The sequence below is a fragment of the Anaerotruncus sp. G3(2012) genome, assembly GCF_000403395.2.
In the GTDB taxonomy this organism is placed as follows: domain Bacteria; phylum Bacillota; class Clostridia; order Oscillospirales; family Ruminococcaceae; genus Anaerotruncus.
In genome coordinates, this window is the sequence record NZ_KE159668.1 from 312888 (window position 1) to 337223 (window position 24336).

At 55.9% G+C, this 24336-nt stretch carries 30 protein-coding genes and 1 pseudogene; 25 read left to right on the top strand and 6 right to left on the bottom strand.

Annotated elements, in window-relative coordinates:
• Positions 1–1464 (top strand): flagellin (locus C814_RS13240; protein WP_016315838.1); only part of this gene is annotated, 1464 nt, incomplete at its 5' end.
• A gap of 364 nt (positions 1465–1828) precedes the next feature.
• Here C814_RS13240 and C814_RS13245 read toward each other — a convergent pair.
• The 3 genes from C814_RS13245 to C814_RS13255 form a co-directional block, all read right to left on the bottom strand.
• Positions 1829–3136 carry a M18 family aminopeptidase gene (locus C814_RS13245; protein ID WP_016315839.1) on the bottom strand — a complete coding sequence of 436 codons (1308 nt, stop codon included), beginning with the start codon at positions 3134–3136 and terminating at the stop codon, positions 1829–1831.
• Positions 3129–4364 (bottom strand): peptidase T, encoded by a 1236-nt coding sequence (gene pepT, locus C814_RS13250; RefSeq protein WP_016315840.1) that lies wholly within the window; start codon positions 4362–4364, stop codon positions 3129–3131. The genes C814_RS13245 and pepT overlap by 8 nt, the downstream gene beginning before the upstream one ends.
• A 103-nt stretch (positions 4365–4467) precedes the next feature.
• On the bottom strand, positions 4468–5898 hold the full coding sequence (locus C814_RS13255) for a sodium/glutamate symporter family protein (RefSeq protein WP_016315841.1): 1431 nt from the start codon (positions 5896–5898) through the stop codon (positions 4468–4470).
• A 330-nt stretch (positions 5899–6228) separates the two neighbouring features.
• Here C814_RS13255 and C814_RS13260 point away from each other — a divergent pair, with 330 nt between their 5' ends.
• On the top strand, positions 6229–7086 hold the full coding sequence (locus C814_RS13260) for a YitT family protein (protein ID WP_016315842.1): 858 nt from the start codon (positions 6229–6231) through the stop codon (positions 7084–7086).
• A 74-nt stretch (positions 7087–7160) separates the two neighbouring features.
• Here the strand turns inward: C814_RS13260 and C814_RS13265 are convergent, their stop codons facing one another.
• Entirely contained in the window at positions 7161–8768 is a 1608-nt protein-coding gene (locus tag C814_RS13265; RefSeq protein WP_081644976.1) for a recombinase family protein, read from the bottom strand.
• Between the two features lie 46 nt (positions 8769–8814).
• Complete coding sequence (locus C814_RS22305; RefSeq protein WP_016315844.1) at positions 8815–9372, bottom strand: helix-turn-helix domain-containing protein; 558 nt, start codon at positions 9370–9372, stop codon at positions 8815–8817.
• A 426-nt stretch (positions 9373–9798) separates the two neighbouring features.
• Between C814_RS22305 and C814_RS23635 the strand changes: the two genes are divergently transcribed.
• The 20 genes and pseudogenes from C814_RS23635 (at position 9799) to C814_RS13345 (ending at position 22596) form a co-directional block, all read left to right on the top strand.
• Positions 9799–10002, top strand: a complete 204-nt coding sequence (locus C814_RS23635) for a hypothetical protein (RefSeq protein WP_016315846.1) — start codon at positions 9799–9801, stop codon at positions 10000–10002.
• Positions 9989–10669, top strand: a complete 681-nt coding sequence (locus tag C814_RS22310; RefSeq protein WP_016315847.1) for a transglycosylase SLT domain-containing protein — start codon at positions 9989–9991, stop codon at positions 10667–10669. Before C814_RS23635 ends, C814_RS22310 begins: the two co-directional genes overlap by 14 nt.
• A gap of 103 nt (positions 10670–10772) precedes the next feature.
• The gene (locus C814_RS13280) at positions 10773–11138 is read left to right on the top strand and encodes a hypothetical protein (RefSeq protein ID WP_016315848.1); all 366 of its coding nucleotides are present in this window, start codon (positions 10773–10775) and stop codon (positions 11136–11138) included.
• Positions 11135–11569, top strand: a complete 435-nt coding sequence (locus C814_RS13285) for a hypothetical protein (protein WP_016315849.1) — start codon at positions 11135–11137, stop codon at positions 11567–11569. The genes C814_RS13280 and C814_RS13285 overlap by 4 nt, the downstream gene beginning before the upstream one ends.
• A gap of 5 nt (positions 11570–11574) precedes the next feature.
• Entirely contained in the window at positions 11575–11823 is a 249-nt protein-coding gene (locus C814_RS13290) for a hypothetical protein (protein WP_196809920.1), read from the top strand.
• Positions 11808–12029 (top strand): hypothetical protein, encoded by a 222-nt coding sequence (locus C814_RS13295; protein WP_016315851.1) that lies wholly within the window; start codon positions 11808–11810, stop codon positions 12027–12029. Before C814_RS13290 ends, C814_RS13295 begins: the two co-directional genes overlap by 16 nt.
• On the top strand, positions 12007–13410 hold the full coding sequence (locus C814_RS13300; protein WP_016315852.1) for a DEAD/DEAH box helicase: 1404 nt from the start codon (positions 12007–12009) through the stop codon (positions 13408–13410). The genes C814_RS13295 and C814_RS13300 overlap by 23 nt, the downstream gene beginning before the upstream one ends.
• A gap of 13 nt (positions 13411–13423) precedes the next feature.
• A pseudogene (locus C814_RS23640) lies at positions 13424–13918 on the top strand (DNA cytosine methyltransferase); the annotation flags it as partial.
• A 34-nt stretch (positions 13919–13952) separates the two neighbouring features.
• Positions 13953–14618, top strand: a complete 666-nt coding sequence (locus C814_RS24150) for a hypothetical protein (RefSeq protein WP_051142446.1) — start codon at positions 13953–13955, stop codon at positions 14616–14618.
• Positions 14619–14736: 118 nt separating this feature from the next.
• Entirely contained in the window at positions 14737–14916 is a 180-nt protein-coding gene (locus C814_RS13315; RefSeq protein ID WP_016315854.1) for a hypothetical protein, read from the top strand.
• Positions 14917–14932: 16 nt separating this feature from the next.
• On the top strand, positions 14933–15136 hold the full coding sequence (locus C814_RS13320; RefSeq protein WP_016315855.1) for a hypothetical protein: 204 nt from the start codon (positions 14933–14935) through the stop codon (positions 15134–15136).
• Positions 15126–15488, top strand: a complete 363-nt coding sequence (locus tag C814_RS13325; protein WP_016315856.1) for a hypothetical protein — start codon at positions 15126–15128, stop codon at positions 15486–15488. Before C814_RS13320 ends, C814_RS13325 begins: the two co-directional genes overlap by 11 nt.
• A 5-nt stretch (positions 15489–15493) precedes the next feature.
• Positions 15494–15940, top strand: a complete 447-nt coding sequence (locus tag C814_RS22325) for a gp33 family protein (protein ID WP_016315857.1) — start codon at positions 15494–15496, stop codon at positions 15938–15940.
• Positions 15941–15943: 3 nt separating this feature from the next.
• The gene (locus C814_RS13330) at positions 15944–16453 is read left to right on the top strand and encodes a hypothetical protein (RefSeq protein ID WP_016315858.1); all 510 of its coding nucleotides are present in this window, start codon (positions 15944–15946) and stop codon (positions 16451–16453) included.
• A gap of 2 nt (positions 16454–16455) precedes the next feature.
• Positions 16456–17322 carry a hypothetical protein gene (locus C814_RS22330; protein ID WP_016315859.1) on the top strand — a complete coding sequence of 289 codons (867 nt, stop codon included), beginning with the start codon at positions 16456–16458 and terminating at the stop codon, positions 17320–17322.
• An 84-nt stretch (positions 17323–17406) separates the two neighbouring features.
• Positions 17407–20112 (top strand): DUF927 domain-containing protein, encoded by a 2706-nt coding sequence (locus tag C814_RS13335; RefSeq protein ID WP_016315860.1) that lies wholly within the window; start codon positions 17407–17409, stop codon positions 20110–20112.
• 336 nt (positions 20113–20448) lie between these two features.
• The gene (locus tag C814_RS13340; RefSeq protein ID WP_016315861.1) at positions 20449–20715 is read left to right on the top strand and encodes a hypothetical protein; all 267 of its coding nucleotides are present in this window, start codon (positions 20449–20451) and stop codon (positions 20713–20715) included.
• Positions 20699–21487: an adenine nucleotide alpha hydrolase family protein gene (locus C814_RS0104730; RefSeq protein WP_016315862.1), complete on the top strand. Its 789-nt coding sequence runs from the start codon at positions 20699–20701 to the stop codon at positions 21485–21487. Before C814_RS13340 ends, C814_RS0104730 begins: the two co-directional genes overlap by 17 nt.
• Positions 21488–21512: 25 nt before the next feature.
• A complete protein-coding gene (locus C814_RS0104735; protein ID WP_016315863.1) occupies positions 21513–21845 on the top strand; it encodes a hypothetical protein in 333 nt (110 codons plus the stop codon).
• Between the two features lie 19 nt (positions 21846–21864).
• Positions 21865–22596, top strand: coding sequence for a hypothetical protein (locus C814_RS13345; protein ID WP_016315864.1), 732 nt, complete (start codon positions 21865–21867; stop codon positions 22594–22596).
• Here the strand turns inward: C814_RS13345 and C814_RS23645 are convergent.
• Complete coding sequence (locus C814_RS23645; RefSeq protein ID WP_155846380.1) at positions 22563–22976, bottom strand: hypothetical protein; 414 nt, start codon at positions 22974–22976, stop codon at positions 22563–22565. The genes C814_RS13345 and C814_RS23645 overlap by 34 nt on opposite strands.
• Here C814_RS23645 and C814_RS24555 point away from each other — a divergent pair.
• From C814_RS24555 to C814_RS13355, 3 genes are read left to right on the top strand one after another with little or no spacing between them, the layout of a single operon-like run.
• A complete protein-coding gene (locus tag C814_RS24555; protein WP_242829008.1) occupies positions 22959–23507 on the top strand; it encodes a VRR-NUC domain-containing protein in 549 nt (182 codons plus the stop codon). The two genes, C814_RS23645 and C814_RS24555, sit on opposite strands and share 18 nt — an antisense overlap.
• Positions 23504–23749: a hypothetical protein gene (locus C814_RS13350; protein WP_016315866.1), complete on the top strand. Its 246-nt coding sequence runs from the start codon at positions 23504–23506 to the stop codon at positions 23747–23749. Before C814_RS24555 ends, C814_RS13350 begins: the two co-directional genes overlap by 4 nt.
• Before the next feature lie 28 nt (positions 23750–23777).
• Positions 23778–24170 (top strand): hypothetical protein, encoded by a 393-nt coding sequence (locus C814_RS13355; protein ID WP_016315867.1) that lies wholly within the window; start codon positions 23778–23780, stop codon positions 24168–24170.
• Positions 24171–24336 lie beyond the last annotated feature (166 nt).

The following is a 24336-nucleotide window of genomic DNA, read 5'->3' on the forward strand; positions in this document are numbered from 1 at the left end:
AAGATGAAATCCCAGATCAAAGGTCTGGACACCGCTTCGCTCAACGCGCAGGACGGTATCTCGCTGGTACAGACCGCTGAAGGCGCGCTGACCGAGGTTCACAACATGCTCAACCGTATGACCGAGCTGGCAACCCGTTCGGCGAACGGTATCAACGCCGACCTCAACCGCGAAGCGCTTCAGAAAGAGGTTGATAAGCTCCAGAGCGAAATCGACCGTATCTCCGAGTCCACCAACTTCAACGGCATCAAACTTCTGGATGGTTCGCTGGGCGGCGGCAGCTCTTCGGCAGTTAAGAACGCAAAAATTGATGGCATCACCCTGACCGATGTGGATGCGACCAAACACAGTGCCGATGTTGCAGCTCCTGCTAAAAAGAACTTTACTGCAAGTGCAGTAGTTGGAGATTTTATCGACCTGACTATCACCTATACTGAAAATGGACAGGAAAAAGCTACCACGCTAAAAGTTTCGGTTGCGAAAAATGACGAGGGGAAATTTGTCCTTCGCGGCGATTCTGGCAAAGAGTATGCGGTTGCCGGACTGAATGCCACGACAGCAGCAGCTCCGACCACTCAGGAGATCAATGACGCATTCGCAGGAGAGCTGAAGGAATCCGGCCTGCAGGATAAATTCAAAGTAACCGGTGACATTACGAATGGGTTTACGTTCGAAGCGAAAGAAGCAGGGGCGAATGGTGCAGCTCTTGTGGGTGTATCTTCGGAAAACCAGATCGATGGAACAGCTTCCACTGCTCCTGCGTCATCTGCTATCAGCAACGTCACAAAGGGCGAGGACGCTTATGTTAAGGGCATGCCTACTGCATACGATGGTACGAACGCGGATAAAGCGGTTTTCAGCGTCAATGGTAAAAAGTACGTGGTAGCAGTAGATGGCACAGACGTCAGCGGCCTGGATAAGGATGTAAAGGTCATCTTCGGTGCAGACGCAGATGCAGCAGGCGAAAATGCCGCTGCGGTTATCACCGAAGAAGTCGGCCTGAACGTCACCTATGATACAACGGATGGGCTTATTTTCAAGGCTGGAGAAGCGAGCATCTCTGGCAATGGCCTGGTTCTTCAGATCGGTGATACCGCCGATAGCTTTAACCAGATCACAGTCAATATCAATGATATGAGCTCGAAAGGCATCGGTGTTGGTAACGTGGACATTTCCTCCCGTGAAGGTGCAGCAAGTGCAATCGACACGATCCGCAACGCGATTGATGCGGTTTCGGATCAGCGCGCAGAGCTTGGTGCGACCCAGAACCGTCTGGAATATACCATCAATAACCTCGACACCGCGTCGGAGAACCTCCAGTCGGCAAACAGCCGTATCCGTGATACCGATATGGCCAAGATGATGATGGAGTACACCAAAGTCAACGTGCTGACCCAGTCCGCACAGGCAATGCTCGCGCAGGCCAACCAGCAGCCTCAGAGCGTGCTCCAGCTCCTCCAGTAAGGATTGTTATACGCGTTTTCCGCAGCTTCTTTCGCTGCAAAAACAGCCGGACGGTAAAAACCGTCCGGCTGTTGGCGTTTCCTCTTTCTGTCGTTTCTGTCGCCAAAGGGTGCTTTTTCACTTGCAAAAAGCACCCTCTTGCCGCCCTTTGGGCGGCAATTCACCCGAAAAATGCGCTTCACAGGATAAGGCGTTCCGCGCTCATCTCGCGCCAAGAGCCCGCCTTCGGCGGGTTGCGCTCGAAACACTTCGCTGCGGCTCGCAGTGCGGAGCGCGTCGGGGGCTCTGCCCCTCGACCCCGCAATTTTTTGAAAAAAATCGAGTAAAACTTTAAGTTTTAGAGGGGAGGGGACGGCGGATCTCTTTATCCGAGCGTATATGCGTCTGAACCGTCGCAGGAAATGACAGTCTGATAAAAGGCGGTCAATGCGCGCAGGAGATACCAGGTATCCTTCACACCGCCAGTCTCATACGGGGAATGCATAGCGAGCTGTGCCAGGCCGATGTCCACCGTGTTCAGCGAAACATGTTTGTTCGAGAGATTCCCCAATGTGGACCCTCCCGCTACATCCGACCGGTTGGTGAACACTTGAACCGGAACCTCCGCCTTCTGGCAGATCGTCTGGAACAGGCCGGAGGAGATGCTGTCGGTGGTATATTTCTGGTTGGCGCTGTGTTTGATGACCACCCCGCCGTTGAGATGGGGATGATTGGTTTTGTCCGCCTTTTCCGGGTGGTTCGGGTGGATGGCGTGGCCGTTGTCCGCCGAAGCCATCATGCTGGATGCCAGCGCGATCTGGTGCGCTTCTGCCGTACGCCCGATTCCTGTACTGATCCGCAGCAGCGTATCCTGCAGCAGGCTCGAATCTGCACCCTGTTTGGTCGCACTGCCCACCTCCTCATTGTCAAACACCGCACATACCGGGATCGACCGGGACTCTCTGCAGTCCAGCAGCCCTCTGGCGCACGCCCATGCGCATTGAAGGTCGTCCAGGCGGGGGCTGGAAAGGAACTCGCGCTCCGCACCCCAGATGCGGCTGGCCTCCCGGAGATAAAGGAACAGGTCCGCCGACAGAATCTGTTCGGGGGATGCCCCGGCAGCCTGCGCGACCAGCGGCCAAAACAGGTCGCGCGCGTTCTCCTGACCGAACAGCGGGAGCATATCCACCTGCGGATTCAGCGCCACCCCTTCATTGATCTTCCGGTTCATGTGGATTGCCAGATTTGGGATCAGGAGCAGGTCGCGGTCTAGATTGACCAGACGGGAAACCACCCGGTCTCCCTCCAGCAGGGTGACCCTTCCTGCCGTCGAAAGCGGGCGGTCAAGCCATGCCGAGCAGATCGCCCCGCCGTATTGCTCCACATTCAGCTGGACGTAATGTTCTCCCGCTAGTTCGGGAATCGGTTTGACCTTGAATGCAGGTGCGTCGCTGTGTGCGGCTGCAATCATGAAGCCTGCCGGATCACCCTCTGGAATCCGAAAGGCGATCAGGGCAGAACCGCTGCGGGTGAAAAAGTACCCGTTTCCGGGCCGCAGTTCCCACGGGCGGCTCTCATGCAGACGGGTGAACCCCGCTGATTCAAACTGCCCCGCCAGATTGGAAACTGCGTGGTAACAGCTGGGCGAGCGTTGGATGAAATCAGCCATTTCGAGTGAGGTGGTCTCAAACATGGGAAACACCTTCCTCCCCAAAACTGCACACGAGTTTGGTCAGCACATCCACCATGCATTCCATCGACTCCACAGGGATACATTCGAACCGGCTGTGGAAGTTATACCCCCCGGTGGAAAGGTTGGGGCAGGGGAGCCCGGCAAGGCTCAGGCGTGCGCCGTCTGTGCCGCCCCGCACCGGCTGGATATGCGGCTCGATCCCGCAGGCGCGGAATGCAGACACCGCCTGATCCACCACCTCCATGTGTTTTTCGATCACCGGGCGCATGTTATAATACTGGTCCCGGATGGTCATGGAGACAGTCCCTTCCCCCCAGCGGCCGTTGAGTGTCTGTGCGATTCCGTTCAGGCGGTCCTTCTGGGCCTGGAATTTTTCCCCGTCATGCTCCCGCAGCGCAATCTTCATGGTGCAGTGCTCCACCTCACCATGGACCGACAGCAGATGATAGAACCCCTGGTGCCCCTCGGTGAAAACCGGCTGTTCCTCTGGCGGCAGTATGGATTGCAGTTCGCAGGCCACCGCGGCGGCGTTGACCATCTTCCCTTTGGCGGCTCCGGGGTGGATGCTGCGTCCGGAAATCTCAATGGTGGCGGTGGCAGCATTGAAGGTCTCGTATTCCAGCTCCCCGATCGGCCCGCCGTCCACCGTGTAGGCGAAATCCGCCCCAAAACCCGGGATGTCAAAATAGCGGGTGCCGCCGCTGATCTCCTCGTCAGGGGTAAACGCGATGCGGACTTCTCCATGCGGCGGGGCATCGGGCGCCATCAGACGTTCGGCCAGTGTCACGACCTCCGCTACACCCGCTTTGTCATCTGCGCCAAGCAGGGTGGTCCCATCGGTCACGACCAGCGTTTTCCCGATGCAGTCGGCGAGGAAGGGGAAATCCTCGCTGCGCATCACAATCTGTTTGGTCTCGTTGAGCAGGATGCTCCCACCCATATATTCTACCAGTCTGGCCTGGATCTGTTCCCCGGAAACCGCGCTGCTGGTGTCCATATGGGTCAGCAGCCCCAACACCGGGCCGCCTTCCCGGGTCGCGGGGATGATGGCGGTCACATAGCCGTGTTCGTCCTGCCGGACCTGGTTCAGCCCCAGCCCTTGCAGCTCCTGAACCAGCCGCCGGCCAAATTCCAGTTGGTTGGGGCTGGAGGGATAGGTTTCGCTCTCCTCCCTTGAGGTGGTGTCCAGTTGAATATAGTCCAGAAAACGGTCCAATACAGCACTCATCGTCAGTCCCTCATTTCATGATGATTCTTTTCTCGTTGAAACCGGCGGCCCGGAGGCACATCCCCGAAAGGTGTACCCCCGGGCCACAAAAGGTGCGTTCCGGTTATGAATTGACAGCGCTTGGCTGTGCAGATTTTGGTGTTCGGTACAGAACCCGCCCAATCGCAACCACGATGTAACAGCCTACCGCATACAGGATGCCGAAAATCAGCATCTGGAACGAGGTGCCCCGCACCAGCAGCCCGTACATGATAGGGGTTGTAATCAGCTCGATGGCCTGCCGGATGGCGTAGGACAGCGAGTAATCGCTCATGACAGGGGTTTCAAATTTGGGGTCGCAGATCTTCAGCAGGGTAACGCCGGTCATCATAACGCCGGTATTGATACCGAAGCTGAGGATGCCGCGCTCGAAAGGATAGCTGTCCGGCAGCAGAAGCTGGAACATCTTGACGGTGGTGAAGTAGACCACCACAAACCCGACAGCGCTGATGAGTACGATCGGCAGCATATAGAGCATGACAGCGCGGATGGGCATACTCGCGATCGCAGCAGTGATTGAAAGGTCCGCCAGAACGCCGCTGATGTGGCTTTTTACCTTGGCGTCGATCATCCACTGAAGCCCCAGGATATCGATGATATAGTTGACGCCGTACATCAGGATCAGTGCATAGGGCCAGACCGGGATGTCCTGCAAACCGATCACATGGTATTTGACTGCAAGGCCATGCAGCCAGTAGGCGAGGCCGCAGTCCACCAGAATGACCGCCAGATGGACGGTGATCGTCTCGATCGAAGAACTGGTTGTGGTTTCCCGTCCCAGGCTGTTCTGGCTGGAAATATCAGGGGTAAATCCATAGGTGCTCTCGGCCGGCAGGGTTGCGGAATCCTTCAGAATCGCGGTCTGCCCTTTGCGGGAAGCGCGGTTGATGATCCACACACCCAGCAGAATGCCGCCCAACAGGCCGATCGTGGCGAAGGTGGTTACAACGCCCTGTGCCAGCTCCCAATGGGATACGCCGCCTTCCATCAGGATGTTTCCGATCGCACCGGCCATGCTGTGCCCGCCGTTGAAGCCCTGGCAGATCTCATAGCCGAAGTTGTTATAGAAATTCAGGTTGGGCAGGAACTGGAGCAGGAGCAGAGGGATGCCGACGCCGATGATGACCTGGAATCCGAACGCCCCGCTGGCGATGCCGCTGATGATGGTGATTTTACCAACCTCCCGGCGGCCGCTTGCACGTTTTTTATTGCGGTCGCGGAAGTTGCCGAGGGGGGTGCCTGCGAACATGGGGACCACCAGGATGCTGGCCAGCAGGGACCAGGTGGCTGACCAGTCCTCCGAGATAACCTCTACACCAGTCTGCCCCAGAATCTCGGGACCGAGCATCAGCCCCAGAAACCCGCCGATGACCGAGGCGGGAACCAGGAATTTGCGGAACAGAGGCACCTTGGCTCGCAGGAACATGCCCGCCAGCAGCAGGGCGCTCAGGCCAGCTGTGCTTTTCAGCAGGGATTGCAGTAATGCGCTTGTCACGGAACTCTACCTCCATCTTTTTGTTCATTTGGAACGGCCTGCACAGTGCGTTCGCAGCGGACGGGCCCACCCCGCAGGAACGCTGTGCATTTTGTCTAAAATTATTTTAACGTCAAAGCTGGCTATTGTCTAATACCAATACGCAAATAATAGTTATAACCTTTTGGTGATGTAGTCCGCCCAAATGGCTTGTCCGCAGTCCTTTTGGCTGAAAATCCAGCCCGAATCTGTTGTGCAGCGGAAGTTATAATACATATCATGATTTTGAAATTGGATTTTTCCGCAAAAGACCTCTATAATAGGGTGGAAACGCAACAGGAGGTTTTTGATATGGCTGTTTCTTCCAACCGCAATGTATTGTTGGATTATATCCTGATTACCTTGTGCTGTGTCGGCACAGCGGTGGTGATCCATCTGTTCCAGCTTCCCAACCATTTTGTCTTTGGCGGCGTCACCGGTATGGCGGTCCTGTTGTCCACTGCCACCGGTATCTCGTTTTCCACACTGAATATCGCCATCAACCTGCTCCTGCTGGTTGCGGCGTTCCTCTGCCTGGGCAGGTCGTTTGGGGTTCGTACGGTATACGTGACTATCTGCACCGCGCTCTGTTATAAGGTGCTGGAGCAGACCCTTCCGATCTCAGGCCCGCTGACTTCCGAACCTGCACTGGAGGCACTGGTGGTCACGGTGGCAGTCGCCGCCATGGCCGCAGAATTGTTCCAGCTGGGGGCGTGCAGCGGCGGTACCGACATCGCTGCCATGATCCTGCGCAAATACATCCGGATGGACATTGGACGGGCGCTTCTGATCGTGGATTTCACCACGGTTGTCTTTTCCTTCCTGCTCTATGACCTGACCATCGGGCTGTTTTCGCTGGTGGGCCTGCTCGCCAAGGCGTTCGTGATCGACAATGTGCTCGACAGCATCAACCTCTGCAAATATTTCACCATCGTCTCCTCCGACCCGGCGCCAATCTGCCAGTTCATCCACAAAAGCCTCAACCGGGGCGCGACCGTCTGTCAGGCACAGGGCAACTACACAGGGGAAACCAGAACGGTCATTTTGACTGCGGTGCGTCGGGGACAGGCAATCCAGCTGCGCGATTTTATCCATGCCAACAGTCCGGATGCCTTTATGGTGATCACCAACAGCAGTGAAATCGTTGGGCGTGGATTCCTGCTGGAATGAGAAAGGATATTCCAAGTTGGCAAACAAGCTGTCAATGGGCATTTTAACCCTTCCTTTGAATGATGGGTATTCGTTTAATGTCTATCTGATGAAGAAAAAACACACAAATCCGAACCCATTTCTGAGTTCGGATTTGTGTGTTTTGGTGGAGTACCGGGGGCGTTGCACGAACACCCCGGCCCCGCAAAAGACTCGGCCTCAGTTTCCATTATTATATCCATGTCAACGGCGGAACCCTTGCCGGAATAGTTGAACGCAATCCGAATGTGATCGTCCCAGAGATAGACGGCATTCACAAAGGAATCAATGACCTTTCGCCGGAACTCGGCACTTTCCACATTTCCGCCTCTAAACTGCTCCATCCAGTAAACAATGAAATCCCGTTCAATATGGGTAAGGGAGGCTTCTTCCAAACAGATGGCGTCCCGTATTCGGCTGGCCTCGGCCTCCAATTCCATCAGCCGCCCCTTTGTGGTGACGGTGATGATTCCGGCCTCGATGGCCTTCATAACATTCTCGGTGGCCTTTTGGTTTTCGGAGAGATCGTCCCGCAAACCAGCAAGCACCGAGGAATTCCCAGCCCTCTCCTGGTAGGCCATGACCGAGTCCGCAACCCACTGGATCACCTCCGGCTGGAGTATGTGATCCAGCGCAGCCTGAACCACCAGGCGCTCAATCCAGTCCCGCCGCACATGGCGCTTTTTACACGCCCGCTCCACCCGGCGCTTATTGCAGGAGTAGTAGAAATAAAGCTCCCCGCTCCGGCTCGTTCCGGCCACCCCAATCATTGGGCTGCCGCAAAGGCCACAGAACAGCTTCCCGGTCAGCATATAGTCCCCGTTTTCCCGGTGCCGCCCCTGGGGATTTTTCTTTGTTTTCAAGCGCTGCTCCACCTCCAAGAAAAGGGCTTTGTCGATGATGGCTGGCATTCCACCCTCCACCCGCACATCCGAATAATGATAGACCCCGATATAAGCCTCATTGTGTAGGATGGCATGGAAGCTGTTTTTCCCCCAAAGACCGCCCCTCTTTGTATGGATGCCCCGGCCATTTAAGCTGTTGGCGATGTCCACAAACGGGGTACCCTTGCTCACCTTTCGGAAAATCTCCCGGACAACCTCGGCCTCCGGCTCATAGATGGCAAACCGGCCATCCGGCCCCTTGCAGTACCCAAAGGGCATGGAACCGTTATTCACCTTGCACGCCAGCGCATTGTAGCGCATTCCCCGCTTGATATTTTGGGAGAGGTTCGCAGAGTAATACTCGGCAGAACCCTCCAGCACGGATTCCAGCAGGATGCCCTCCGGGCCGTCCGGTATGGATTCCTTTGCATAGATCACGCGAATTCCGTGCTTTTTCAGCCTATATTTATAGGTGGCACTGTCGTACCGGTTCCGGGCAAAGCGGTCAAGTTTCCAGCATAGCACATAGGACCAATGACCATGGGCCGCGTCCTTCAGCATCTGCTGGAATTGGGGGCGCTTGTCATTTTTTCCTGTTAGATGCCGATCAGCGTAAATTTTCACCACACGGAGGCCGTTCCTCTGGGCGTATTCCTCACAGTCGGCCACCTGCTGTTCGATAGATGCGTCCCGCTGTGCATGAGAGGAATACCGGGCATAGATCACGCAAGGCTGGGCCTGGGATTCATCAAAAGGCCCTTGTTTTTTTACCCCCATCATACACCTCCTTCGCCGCTCCGGTCAACACCGGGGCGGCTTTTTTATTTTAGCCGGTAGCCCTGCCGGATTTTCCATGTCCAAAGCCCGATGCATTTTCCGCCGCTTCTTTTTCCTCATCCAGTTGGCGATCCAACTCGGCGTGGATTTCCTCCCGCGACATTTCTCGTGGAGATTGAAGAACAGGTGTTGGCGCCGTGCTGTGTTTTTCGAGGCCTAATGCATCGGCTGTGTTTCGGAAAAGCCGCTCCAAATAGGCACTAAATTCAATTCGATCATGTTCTGGTAGGAATAGGTACTCCCTGAGAAACGCCCGCTCAAATTCAGAGCAATTGAAACGATGAAATATTTCTTCCAAAACATCGCCGTCATCTGGTTCAAACGGCTCACCGTTTCCTTCCACGAGCCAGCCCTCATCAACTCGAAATTCACGGGCGATATGCTTTAACACGCTATCTGTAGGAATCCTTCTTCCTGTTTCATAACCAGAGATAGCTGATTTAGTCATTCCCAGTCTTTTTGCAAATTCCTCTTGGCTTAGATCGCCGCAGTTTTCGCGAACAAAGAGAATACGCTCCCCCATGTTCATACCAGCGTAAACGGACACGATGAATCACCTCCACGACATATTCTAACAGAGCAAGTACGCATTGTCAACATTCTTTTCAAAATTTTCACGAAAATCCATTGACAAAGTACGCTAAGCGCACTATAATAGACGCATAGCGTACATAAGGGTACGCACAGCACATGAAAGGAGGCAATGAAATGGCAGTGGCAAAGCGCACACACGGGAGTGTACAGGACACCAAAACAGAGGGGGCGAAAATGCTTCAGTTTTTGCGAGCGCTCGGAACTGAAGATCAGAGAATCGCATATGCGGTTCTTGAGGGGATGCAACTTCAGAGGAAGCTGGATCAGCAGCGAGAGCTGAATCTCCCTGCGAAAGCCCGATCCCAAGTTACCATATGAGGGCGGCGGTGCCGCCCTCACCCCGCACCTTGAAAACGGCAAAAGAGAGGGTGATAGCAGAATGAGCGAACCCCGCACGGTGCGAGTCGGCACCTGCACCCCCATCAACCCGGCAGAAATTCCGGCAACGGTGGGGATGATCCTCGCCCAAACGCTGCTGCCCGACCTGCAACGGGCCTATGCAGACCCCATCATCCAGGCCGACTACCAGCGCTGGAAAGCAGAGCGGGCAGCGAAGGGAGGTGAGAAAAATGCAAAACGGTAAGCGCAAAAGCGCCGCTATCGCTTCCGCCGCCATTATCATGGGCGTGGCTATTTTGATAAGTGGCCATGCAGAGGTGAAGGGAGAAAGCCCGAATGTACCCCCGGCGGATGCTCCGGCCCTGACGATTATCCAAACGCCCCCTGCTCCGCCACCCACAGCTGACCCGCTGCCGATGGACAACGCAAGGGAGCTTTGGAGCGTAGAACGGGATAAGCAGGACACGCCGCTTCTCAGCGCCGACCTTGATGCCACAACACAATGGGCCATTTACGATGTCTGCGACCGGGATAACCAGCTTTTCTGCACGGTGATGGCCATCGCCTGGAAAGAAAGCCTCTACCAGACCGACATCATCGGTGACGGCGGTGACAGCATCGGCATGATGCAGATCAATACTCGCTGGAACACAGACCGAATGGAGCGCCTCGGCGTGACCGACCTGACTGACCCGGTGCAAAGCGCCATGGTGGCCGTTGACCTTCTGCGGGAACTGGCAGAAACCTTTGATTCCGGTATCTCCGACACGACAACGCTGATGGCCTATAACATGGGGCCGACCGGCGCAAAGAGGGCGATGGACGCAGGTACATACGAAACAACCTACACCCAGGAAGTGATTGCCATGCTCCAGACCTACCTGCAGGAGATGGAGGGCAGCCATGATTAAAAAAGCCACCCCCGGTGACGCAACCACCGAGGATGGCAAAGCGGTGCCACAGCACCAATGATAACACCCTCATTATAGAGGGAGAAAGAGAGGATGTCAAGCCATGAAAATGGCCCTTCAGGGCAACACCTTAATCATCGCAGATGCGGACAATGTCCAATTCGGAACCATCAAGAGCTGGGGCAAAATGCGGTGGGACAAAAAGACGCAGCGCCTCATCGGCACGGCGGACATCGAACTGCTGGACAAGCTGGCCAGCATCGTCCGGCTCCCACCCGCTCCGGCGCAGCGGCGGCAATCCCTCCATGCTGTGCAGGATGCGGTAGACCGTGAGAGAACCAACGACACCCCCGTGCCTCTTGCAAACTACCCGGTAAAAATGCCGCTCTACTCCCATCAAACCAGGGGGGCGAACATGGCCCTGCTGACCTTCGGATGGGTGCGGCCAACAGGAGGTGCGGCACAGTGAAAAAGAAGAAAGCAGAGCGACAGCCTAAAGGCTATGGAGCAGCCTCCCCCGATTCAATGGGCGCACGGTTCATGCCTGTGGATGCCATTCTGGCCCAGCTTTCCAGTCTGAAGGACAACTCCAAATCCTTCATAGACGGTTCGGACGCAGAAGCCGATGAAATCTGGGCGGCGGATGTGGCCGCTTGTGAGGCCGCAACGGCCATCATTATCGCCCTGCAGGATGAGGGGATCAGCGGCCCTGAACAGGTGCGGGATCTGGTGCAGGACTACAACGCCCAGGCGAAGCAGTACCAGGCCATGCACCAAAAATACGAGGTGCCGGTCAGGCCGAAAAACCTCGGCGGTGTTTGGCTTTGCCCTGACTGCAACCGCCAAATGCGCCCCGGAAACAACTACTGCTGGAACTGCGGCAAAAGGTTGGGATGGTGATCGGGATGGAACTGGCAGAGGTCAAACGAGCCATGAACCGGAAGGTTTTATACTGGCCAGCCGGCAGCGAAAGCGGCACACCGTACATCTTGACCGGATGCATTCTGCGCCGCCGGAAAGACGGATCGTTTTTCTACCAAGCTGAAATTCTGGACATCGCCTCAAGGAACTCGGTGATTATTTGCAGCCTGGACGATGTCCAAAAGATACCCATAACGGATGAAAGAAGGGATAAAGAATGCTGGAATTTTTGAACAGCCTGAACTGGACAGCCATCATCATCGCAGCCATGGCTTGCCTTAGCGCAATGGCCATCGCAAACAATCTGAACCAGAGCGCCAAAAAGTGGCGGGACATCGAGTGGGCGCGTAACGAGCGGACGAAAAAGAAAGCCTCCGCCGCTGTCAGCCTTATTCTGCAGGAAGGGGCGAAGGTGCATGAAACAGGCGAAAACCAGTGAAAGCGCTCCGTGTGGAAAGGGCTTCGGCTTTCTTTTCGAGATGGGCTGTGGCAAAACTCTCACCGCAATAGCGGTGACCGGGGCCGGGTACCAGATGGGCAAGATCAAGCGGGTGCTGATTGTGGCCCCCACAAGCGTCTGCGCCGTATGGCCGAAAGAGTTTCAGGACTATGCCGCTTTTCCGTACACCATCCGCACGATGCTGGGGACAAAGGCGCAGCGCCTGAAGGAACTGCATGATCTGGTGCGCTTCCCCTACCCCCACCTGAAGGTGGCCGTGATCAACTACGAATCCACATGGCGGGAGGGAATCTTCGAGGCCCTGCTGGACTACGATGCCGACCTCATCATAGCTGATGAGAGCCAGCGCATCAAGACACACAACGCCTCCCAAAGCAAGGCCATGCACGAGCTGGGGGACAAAGCCCGGTACAAGCTCATCCTTTCGGGAACGCCGGTGCAAAATGAGGCCATCGACATCTTCAGTCAGTACCGATTCCTCGACCCCTCGGTTTTTGGCCTGAACTTCTACTCCTTCAAAAACCGGTACTGCGTGATGGGCGGCTTTGAACAGCGGCAGATCATCCGGTATCGGGACCTGGACCAGCTGATCAAGAAAGAACACAGCATCGCCTACAGGGTGACCAAAGAGGAAGCCCTCGACCTGCCGGAACAGACCTTCGAGAGCCGCTATGTTTCCCTGAGCGCAAAAGAGCGCAGCCTGTACGACCGGCTCCGGCGGGACAGCTATGCAGAGCTGGACAGCGGCGGCACTATCACGGCCACAACCGTCCTGACCCGGCTCCTGCGCCTCCAGCAATTCACCGGCGGCTTTCTGGTGGAGGATGAAGCCACCAAGCCCCAGTTGGTGAGCCGGGGGAAGCTGGATGCACTGGCGGACATCCTGCAGGATTATGTGGTCGAGGGTGGCAAGAAGCTGGTGATCTTCGCTCGGTTCCTCCCGGAAATCCATGAGATCGAGGCGCTGTGCGAAAAGGTGTTCAAAGCCTCGACGCACAAAGGGCAGCCGCCCAAAAGGGCGGTGGCGATTTACGGGGAAATCAAAAAAGAGGAACGCGGCGGCATCGTCCAGCAATTCCAGACCGACCCCGGCACGATGGTATTCATCGGGCAGATCGATACCGCCGGGACCGGCATCACCCTGACCGCCGCCGACACCTGCGTTTATTACAGCGTGAATTTCAACTACGCCACCTATGAGCAAAGCCTTTCCCGGATTCACCGAATCGGACAGTGGCACCCCTGCACCTACATACACCTGCAGGTGGAAAACAGCATAGACGGCATGGTGCTGGCGGCTCTTTCCAAAAAGGAGGACCTGGCAAAAACGGTGGTGGACAGCTGGAAGCAATTCTTCTGAGGGGAGGCAGGCCATGGAAAGCCTGACGCACCTATCACTGTTCACGGGGATCGGCGGATTGGATCTCGCCGCGGAAACCGCCGGTTTTCAGACGGTGGGCCAGTGCGAATGGGCCGACTACCCCACAAAGATTCTGGAACGCCACTGGCCGGAGGTTCCCCGCTGGCGGGACATCCGGACACTGACAAGGGAGAGCTTCTATGAGCGAACAGGTCTACGAACAGTTGACATTATTTCCGGTGGATTCCCGTGCCAGCCCTTCAGCACTGCCGGGAAGCGCCGAGGCCGTGAGGATGACCGTTACCTCTGGCCAGAGATGCTCCGAGTTATTACGGAAATCAAGCCCACTTGGATTATTGGCGAAAATGTTGCTGGAATCATCAACATGGCACTCGACACTGTGCTGGCTGACTTGGAACTTCAAGGCTACGAAGCAAGGGCGATTGTACTTCCAGCTTGCGGCGTCAATGCCCCGCATAAGAGATACCGATGCGCCATTGTGGCCCACACCGGCGGCAAGGGACTGCAAGGGGGCCAACAGCATGGAGTATCTGCAGAGGGAGGGCAAGCGCAACCACGCCGATCAACTGGCCAATGCGGTGAGGCTGTGGCCCACGGTGACAGCCTCGGATTACAGGGCCAGAGGGCCGAACAGCCATCAGCAGGGACTGCCAGAGGCAGTGCGGATGTGGCCCACACCTACCAGCCGCAGCGGGACAGGCCCCTCGCAGACGGAAACCCGTCAGGGCGGCATGGATCTGCAGACAGCGGCGGCGCTTTGGCCTACCCCCACGGTGACTGGGAACTACAACCATCCGGGGAGCGGCCCAAAGGCAGGGATGGGGCTGGCCACAGCGGCAAAACTCTACCCGACCCCAACCCAATTCGATGCGACCTGTGGGGACATCAAGGGCAAGGAATACAATGGCCAGACCCAACACGCTATGAAGCTGATCCAGGCGGCAAAGCTGTATCCGACACCTACGACCGGGGCGGGCCTCTGCGGCGGGACGGGCAATTACCAACAGCTCAAGGCGCTGGAGGCAGACGGCACGATCTCGACAGAGGAACGCCGCAGCATGGCGGCGGGGAACGGTGGACAACTGAATCCAGAGTGGGTGGAGGCCATGATGGGCTTCCCCATTGGATGGACAGCGTCCGGGCCGGATGGGCAGATGGAAGCTGGGAACTCGGAATCCCCCGCGTGACTGGCAAGATTCCAGACCGGGCGAACCGGCTGAAATGCCTCGGCAATGCGGTAGTCCCTGCTCAGTTTTACCCTATCTTCAAGGCGATTTTTGACATAGAGAAAGGAGTGATCCAAGAATGATGGAACACAAGCAGAAACCCCTCTGCCCGTTCAAAAAGGTGGTCGAAAAAGACTACAGTCACACCACCGGCAAGACCACCATCATGGAGCGCTTCGATGTTTGCGCCGGGGAGCGGTGCATGGCATACCGGGGCAGCCGCTGCCTCCGGGTGGAATCGGAAAAGCAGAAAAAGTGAAGGGAGAGATAACCACATGGGGATCATGGATGTTTTCAACCCGGAGGATCGGGTAAGCGTTAAGTTTTCGGATTTCTACGCTTTGATGCGTGACAGCACAAAGGTGGAATTCATGGAGAACGCCATCAACTGCAATGTCCCTCACCGCTATATTCGGGAAACCGTGACCGGAAAGGCAGAGGTGGAACCCGAAACGGAGGAAAGCCAGAATGGGGACTGAAGAACAAGCGCCGGTCAATTTTGAGATTTGGATGGGCGATGAGCGGGTGGCTGTGTGCCGTAAAAACCTGGATGCACTGGAAATCACACCGGAACACGAGGCGGATGAACCACTGCTTATAGGCACTGTCGCTCCAATGGCTGTGTCCATGAACATCGCCCTTCCGAAAGCATGGCGCTGCACCAACAGGAAGCGGTTTATCAGGCTTCTCATGAGCTATGGATGTGATCGCAACATCGCCGCCGAAATGGCAAAGGTCGTACCGATGATGCGGGGAAGGAAATCCTACCAAGGGCTTTGGTTTGAGGTGATGTTCCTTTTCAGCATGGAGCAAATACAAAGGAAAGGATGAACAGCATGACACTGACAGAGATGGGCCAGCGGCTTCTGGAACTCCGGGCTATCAAGGATGCGCTCGAAGCCCAGACCAAAGAGAACAACGCCGCCATCGAGGCCCTGAAGAAAGAGATGGCTCAGCAGATGGTGGACGATGACACCCCGAAATTCGTCCATGCCGGCCACAGCTTCAGCCTGCTCCCCAAGACCTCCTACACTAAAAAGGGGGATGCGGAACTGGCCGAATCCGGCCTCGATTACGATGACTACCTCAGCGCCCTCCGGGGCGAGGGGCTGGGCGGCATCATCAAGGAAACGGTGAACGCCAAAACCCTCCAGTCCGCCATAACCGCCTATGTGGAGGAACACGGCGAACTGTCCGAGGAACTGGCGGCGGTGATCCGCACCTATGAGTTTAACGACATCGGCTGCCGGAGGGCGGCGGTGAAGAAACCGAAAGGAGCCTGACCCATGCGAGAAGAATACGAACAGATGGAACTCGATACCCGCACGGCGCTGGATGCCGCCATCGAGGCGGTGGCGAAGGATTCCATCCAGACCGTCCTGGAGATGATCCAGAAACACCACCAGCAGGTCGCACGGGAAGCCCAGACCGCCCCGCCTTTTGTCCGCAACCGGCACGAAGCCTATGGCATCGCCGCCGAACAGCTGGTGAAGATCAATGCCGCGGTCAAGGCCATCAAGAGCGACACCGACAGGCTTCTCGGTACCCTTGCTGATCCCAATTTCAATGCGGTGGATGCCACAAGCTCCATCGTGAACAGCGCCACCGCGGCAGCCCAAATCCTGATCAATGCCGCCGCCGAAATGCGGCGTACCCTCGACAACCTCTACACTGCGGAATTAACTGCAGAGGACATCATCACACCGCTGGAAGCCGCTCTGGCAGAGGCGGAATTTCAGGAAGCCGAACCCGCTGATGCGGATTCCATAGAAGAAACAGAAACGGAGGATAACTGACTATGGCCACCACAAAAAAGACCACCGCCCTCGCTGTCATTGACAGCTTCCAGATCGTCAACCGCTATGAGGGGATCGACCCGGAACTGATGGCAGAGCTTCAGGATGAGCTGTCCGACCTCGACCCGGAAAGCGGGATTACCTGCCGCCAGATCAAGGTCCCCAGCGGCGGGGGCCTCGCCTTCGAGGTGCAGGGGGAGGATGAGAACGATGCCGAACCCATGAAGCAGATCGATACCGTGATCGTGTTCACCCACCGGGTGAGCGCCTACTGGCCCGGCACCTATGGGAGCGGGGACGATGCCGCCAAGATTCCGGCCTGCTCCAGCATGGACGGAAAGACAGGATTCAACCCCAGCACCGGGGAAATCACTCAGTGCGAAAGCTGCCCCTTCAATCAGTATGGGAGTGGCGTGGACGAAAACGGCAATCCCAAAAAGGGAAAGGCTTGCAAGAATATGCGCCGGATTTACATGATGATGGACGGTGATCCGAACCTTTACCTGCTGACGGTTCCGCCCACTTCCATCAAGGACATCAATAAGCAGTTGGCGAAGATCCTGGCCAGCGGCACCCCCTACACCGGCATGATCGTGTCCTTCACACTGGAAAAGACCAAAAACAGCACCGGTACCCCGTACAGCAAGGTGCTGGTGAAAAAGAGCGGCCTTCTTCCCCCTGCCGTTGCCGCCCAGGTGGTGCAGCTTCGGGGCCAGATCAAGCAGCAGTACCAGAGTCTGGCCATCACCCTGGACGATTACACCGCCGCCCCGGATCGTGGCAAAGCGCCGGACATCTATCCGGATGCAGATGAGGCCGCATTCGAGGAAGCGCCCCCTCCCAGTGATGATGATCTCCCCTTTGCGTAAAATTTCAGGAATCCCCAGCGAGGCGGGTGCTGCTTTCGGGCGGCATCCGCCCAAATATACAGAATGGAATGGCGGTGGTGAAACATGGCGGCATGGGACAGTGTGGACCTCGACAGGATCGTAGATTACAGGGCGGAGTACACCGCTGCCGTTGCAAAATACAAAATCACAGGTGACAACCTGATCGGCCTCTGCCCCTTCCACGATGACAGGAACAACAGCTTTTCGGTGGATCTGAAAACAGGAAAATGGCATTGCTTCTCGGAGGATGAGGGAGGAAACTTCATATCCTTCTGGGCAAAGATTCATGGATACGGCGATGATACCACCAGGGCCTACAAAGAAATTCTGGAGAAGTATGGCGTAAGCCGTGAAAAGCCGAAACCCGCCAAAAAGGAAAGCCCTGCCGCCAGCCGGGATGTCCTATCGTACACCTTGGAGCAGTACAGCGAAGATAAAAGGCTCCCTGCGGCCTTCCTAAAAGAAACCTGCGGCCTGTCAACAGGGCGGGATCGTGACGGCACGACCTACCTCAAGATTCCCTATTTCGGAGCAGATGGACAAGAGGTGCTGTGCCGGAAACGGTATGCAAAAAAGGACTTCCGCTGGGGCTACGGCTCCAAGGGAAAGATTTTCCCCTATGGCGTGTGGCGGCTCCCGGAATTCCAAAAGCCCGGTTACTGCGTTCTGGTTGAGGGCGAGAGCGACACCCAAAGCCTCTGGCACATGGGCATCCCGGCCATAGGCATAGCGGGCGCTACCCTGTTCAAAACGGACCAGACCGAATATTTCAAGGGGCTGAGGCTTTACATCCATCAAGAACCGGATACCGGGGGCCAGACCTTCACGGACAAGCTGTTCCGCTGCCTTCACGATGGAGGATTCACCGGGGAGGTCTACCGCTGGGACTGCAAGGCGCTGGGCGAAAAAGACCCATCGGACATCTACATCAAAAATGGGCGGGACAACGGCGCAAAGCTGATCCATCAGGCACTGGGCGGGGCGGAAAAAATCAGCCTCGATGAGTATGTGATCCCGGAGGCCATAGCCGGAGCGCCCATCACCCTGCGGCAGCCGGAGGGCTTCATCTACTCGGACAAAGGCATCAGCATCATCGACCAAAAGACCCTGCGCCCCGTTTCCGTCTGCCGGACACCCATCATCCTGACCAAGCGCCTCAAGAGCCTCGAAACCGGCGATGAGAAGATGGAGATTGCCTTCAAGCGGGATGATAAATGGCACACGGCCATCTTTCCCCGCTCCACCATTTTCTCCAGCAGGAAGATCACCGACCTGTCAGACCTTGGCTGCACGATTACCAGCGAAAACGCCAAGCAGGTGGTGAAGTTTCTCGGAGCCTTGGAGGCGGAAAACATAGACCTGATACCCATGAACGATGCAACCTCCACCTTCGGCTGGCAGCCGGGGCGGCGGTTCCTTCCCGGCCATGACAAGGGGATCACGCTGGACATCGACCCGTCCCAAAGAAGCATGGCGGCGGCATACTGCCAAAACGGCAGCTTCGAGCGCTGGATCGAGCGGATGGCCCCGCACCGGGCAAGGAACAAATTCCGGTTCATTCTGGCCGCTTCCTTTGCCGCCCCGCTTTTGCGAATTCTGAAGCAAAGGATATTCTTCGTGTACAACTGGGGCGGTTCCAAGGGCGGCAAAACCGCCGCCCTCAAAGCGGCGCTCTCGGCCTGGGGCGATCCTGAGCGGCTCATGGCCAGCTTCAACGCCACCCAGGTCGGCCTCGAACGGATGGCCTCGTTTTACTGCGATCTGCCCCTTGGCATTGATGAGCGGCAGCTGGCAGGGACACAGCAGGGGGCGCTGGAGAAGATCGTCTACATGATTTCCAGCGGCACCGGCAAAATCAGAGGCAGCAAGACCGGGGGCCTTCAGACCTTGTACCAATGGCGGACAGTGGCGCTGGCCACCGGCGAGGAACCCCTCAGCACCGAAACCACGCAGACCGGCGTCAGCACCCGTGTCCTCGAAATTTACGGCGGACCGTTTGACAACGAAACCGATGCCTCACTCATGCACCAACAGGCCGTGCTGGACTGTGGCTGGGCGGGACCGGCCTTCATTGAACAGATACTGGCTATGGATGAGCGCCAGATCGTGAAGGATTACGAGCGGATGCTGGCCTATGTCCGGGACATAAGCGAGGGGAAAAACGGCTCCCACATCGCCGGGATCTCGGCGGTGGCACTGGCCGATTCCATGATTGACAAGTGGTTTTTCGGGGGCGGCGAGGCCACCTCGTGGGCCATGGCCCAGCAGATGGCGGCTGACATTCTGCTCAACCAGGTGGAGAGCAACACCATGGATGTCAATGAGAACGCCACCCAATTCATCGTGGACTGGGTGCTGTCAAACAAGGCATATTTCGGCCCCAATGCGGTCGGCACCTGCCTCGGCTTTACCAGCGACACTGGAAACACCGCCTACATCTTCCCGTCAATGCTGAATCAAGCCCTGAGCAAAGCGGGATACAGCCCCCGGAAAACCATGAAGTATTTGGCAGAGCGGGGCCTCATCGCCGTGGATGTGGACAAGCGCACAGGGAAAAAGCAATATTCTGTTTTGAAGTGGTTTGACAATCGGAATGCCCGATTTGTTGAATTTAGAATCGGACAAATCTCTGAGCAAAAAGACCCCATAGATGATGCAGATGAGATGGAGGATACTGGCCAATACCCGCCAGCAGCCAAAGGCTATGAATACCAGCAAGAGCAATTTCGTGAGATGAGCGATGACGAATGCGGAGATTTGCCATTTTAATGAACAGTGCCGCACTACTGAAAACAGGAGTGCAGTTAGTAGTTAGGTTAGGAGTGCGGCGAAAAATCAAGCAGCCATGCGGATTTGTAGGCTTTCCTAACTCCTATTACTCCTAAAAACACCTATTACATCGGTTTATTGCAATTTTGCATTTCAACATTCAGATCGTGCAGAATTGCGAAAAACTCAAAAACGAGGTTAGTTTTTCAGAATTAGGAGTGCGGTGACAAAGCAGCCGGTAAACCCCGATAAATCAAGGATTTTCCCCCGCACTACTATTTTTGAAAACAGTAGTGCGGACAGGTAAAAAACACCTGCAGAAAGGAATGATGCACCATGGCGAAATGCAGAGGATGCGGCAAGGAAATCATCTGGATCAAGACGGCCACCGGGAAAGCGATGCCCTGCGATCCAGAGCCGGTGACCTACTGGCAGACAGCTGGCGGCAAGCGCCGGATCGTCACCCCCAATGGGGAGGTGATTGCCTGTGAGCTGGACGGCAGCCCAGACAGGGCCACCGGCATCGGGTACATACCGCACTGGGCCACCTGCCCGGCGGCGGGGCGGTTTCACAAAGGAGGTTCACATGGAATGCGTCCTTAGCCTTTCATACGGAAAAGACAGTCTCGCTTGCCTCGGAGCCATCGAGCAGCTCGGATGGCCGCTTGACAGGATTATCCATGCAGAGGTATGGGCCACCGACACCATCCCAGCAGACCTTCCTCCCATGGTTGAATTCAAGAAAAAAGCCGATGCCATCATTGAGAAGCGCTGGGGAATCAGGGTGGAACATATCACTTCAGGAAGCACTTACCATGAGCTGTTCTACAAGAAAATCACCAAGCGAAAAAGTGGAAATGGCGACTGGACAGGAAAAAACAGAGGCTTCCCCTTTATCAAAGGCCCTTGGTGCAATCGAGATTTAAAAGTAGCAGCATTACGAAAAGCCCAAAAAGGTGCAGATTGTATCTACATAGGGATAGCGGCGGATGAACCATCAAGGTTTCATAACTTGATAGGAAACAAGAAAAGCCCTCTGGTAGAAGCGGGATGGACGGAGCGGCAATGTTGGGAGTGGTGCGAAGCTAACGGGCTTCTCTCTCCGATATACACCTATAGCGCCAGAGGTGGATGCTGGTTTTGTCATAATCAAGGAATTCAGCAACTCCGCCTTTTGCGCCAACATTATCCTGAATACTGGGCGCTCATGCTCAAGTGGGACAATGACAGCCCCGTCACTTTCACATCAAGCGGACATACGGTCCATGATTATGACAAGCGGTTTCAGATGGAAGATGAGCATTTCATCATCCCAGATGATCCCAAGTTTCGATGGGATATGTTGGATCAGAGCTTAAACCTGCGCCTTTTTTAGAAACTGGAAAGAATGGAGGTACACCATGCAGAGAATGACAATCCGAACCCCAACCGGGGCAGCACTGGAAATGGCTGACGCATACCAGAGCGAAGATGCAGCACGGTCAGATTTGATGAAGCGGTTCCGCCTTGCCATTGACCGCCTCGCCGCCTACGAAGATACCGGCCTGAGCGTCAGCGATGTAGCAGCACTGGCCGGGAAACACACCCCCAAAAAGCCCATAAAGGCCAGCGGTGGCGGAATCCGATATACCAGCGATTACAGATGCCCCTCCTGCGGCGGCACATTTACTGGAACAGGGATAGCTGATTATTGCTACCACTGCGGCCAAAGGCTGGATTGGAAAAATCATTGATGATGGAGGTAGCGAACTCATGAACAACGAAAAGAATATCTCTCGCTTTGAAGCGGAACTGGCAAAGATTCAGCGCCCCGGTATGGACAAGCTCATGGAGTACATCAAAAAGAGCGACTTCTACACGGCCCCGGCCAGCACCAAGTATCACCTCTCCACCCCCGGCGGCTTGCTTCAGCACAGCCTCAATGTTCTGGATGCCCTGCGGGGCCTCCTGCTTTGGAACCAGAATGAAAGCCGCTGGGAATACCTCGCCGCCGGGAAAGTAGTGGACACCATCCCGGATGAGAGCGTGACTATCATGGCCCTGCTCCACGACATCTGCAAGACCTACTTCTACGGAACCAGTACCCGGAATGTGAAGAACGAACAGACCGGCAGATGGGAGAAGATGCCCTTCTATACCGTGAACGACCGAATGCCGCTGGGCCACGGCCCCAAGAGCGCCATGATCATCAAACAGTACACCTCCCTCACCAATCAGGAAATGTACGCCATCTGGCACCATATGGGCTTCAACGGGGACAGGGACAACGATGCGGCGGTCGGCCAAAGCATAGAGCAGTATCCCGCCGTCCTTGCCCTTCAGACAGCGGATATGATGGCCAGCCGGTTCATGGAGAGCGAACAGGAAAACCGGGAGCTGTTCACCGACCACCCTGCACCGGATACCGCCGGGGAGTGGGCCGATGCACCGGTCACCGGGGAGCCGGATTTTCAGGAAGCCCCCTCGCTGATGGAGGGCGCATGATGAGAAAGGCCATAGCAATCGACTTTGACGGGTGCATCTGCACCGATGCCTTCCCGTTCATCGGGAAGCCAAACTGGCCAGTCATTGAACTGGCAAAGCGGGAACAGGAAAGCGGCGCTGGCCTTATTCTTTGGACCTGCCGGGAAGGGCCGCTCCTTCAGATAGCTGTGGAGGCTTGCCGGAAATGGGGCCTCGAATTCGATGCCATCAACGAAAGCCTCCCGGACTGGATCGAGGAATTCGGGAACCGGCCCAGAAAGGTCGGAGCCTCGGAGTATTGGGATGATAAAGCGATTCGGATACCAGTCTTCACAGCTTTCAAGATAGGAGTACAGGCTCTGGATTGCACCATGAGGGGCCTCTTGGAAATTGTGAGCCATATCCGGGAATTCGTCCATGCGTCTATTAAAAAGAGCGGAGGCGAGAAAGTGACACCTGCTACATCCCACAAAGAGAGCTTCTATCAGGCCAAAATCATTAAATGGCTGAAGGATACCTACCCCAGCGCTTTCGTCTGGAAAGCCGCTGCCGGTCCATACAGCCGGGGCGGCATCCCGGATATCTGCGCCATCATTGACGGTCGCTTTTTCGGATTCGAGGTCAAGCGGCCCGGAATCGGGAAGCTGACCAAGCTGCAGGAACAGACCATCAAGCAGATCAACGCCGCCGGGGGCTTTGCCGCTGTGGTTTCTTTTCCAGAAGATGCACGAATGATCATCATAAAGCAAAAAATATCCGAACATACCAAAACCGCGATTCATGTAGGACAGGTTCACAGAGATCTGCTACAGCGATTGAACTCTGCGGAAGAAACACTCTTGATATTAGAAAAAGTGACTGGCCTCACAGGTCAGGAACTCATAGAAAAGTTTCTGGCAGGATTTGAACTTACACGAGAGGTGCAGCGATGAAAAAACAAAAACCGGGCGGCTTCAGGCAGCGGATGGATGAAGCGGCGGCAATGGCAAACGCGGCGATGGCCAAGCTGCCCACTACCGCCATTGTGGCCACCATTGACACGATGATCGGCGTCTTGAACAGCCAGGGGATTAAAATCCGGGACTGGGATGACAAGGACAAGGTCGTGCAGAAAATCAGGTGCATCGGCGGCAAGGTCTACATTCTGGCCCCAAGCGAAAAAACCCGGCAATAGCAGCCGGGGAATGCCCAAGGAGGATGCCATGACACTGAAAGAACTATCCCAGCTTTACTACCTCCAGCGTGAAATCGCTATGGATGAGTGCCGCCTGGAGGAACTGGAGGCAAAACTCCAGCCCGGAGGGATGAACCTTTCCGGGATGCCGCACGGCACCGGCGTGGCGGACAAGGTGAGCCTTTACGCAGCGGAAATCGTTGATCTCAAGGACATCATAGCGGAAAAGCGAAAGCGGTGCATCTTCGAGCGAATCCGCCTGGAACGGTACATCAGCGAAATCAGCGACAGCCTTATGCGGCAGATTTTCACCTATCGCTTTGTCAATGGCCTTTCTTGGGATCAAGTAGCGGCAAAAATCGGAGGCAACACAGGAGGCAGCGTAAAAAAGATGTGCTACCGTTACCTGAAAAAATCATGAAACCGGAAAAGTTGTCCCCAATGTCCCGCGCATCTGTGCTATTCTATATCCTGAAAGATTCAGGGAAAGCGATAGACGAAAATCAGAATTGACACCGGGGGCCAGTTTTTGGGAACTGGCTCCCGAATCTTATGCCCCGTTTCCACCAAGGATTCAACGCCGAATT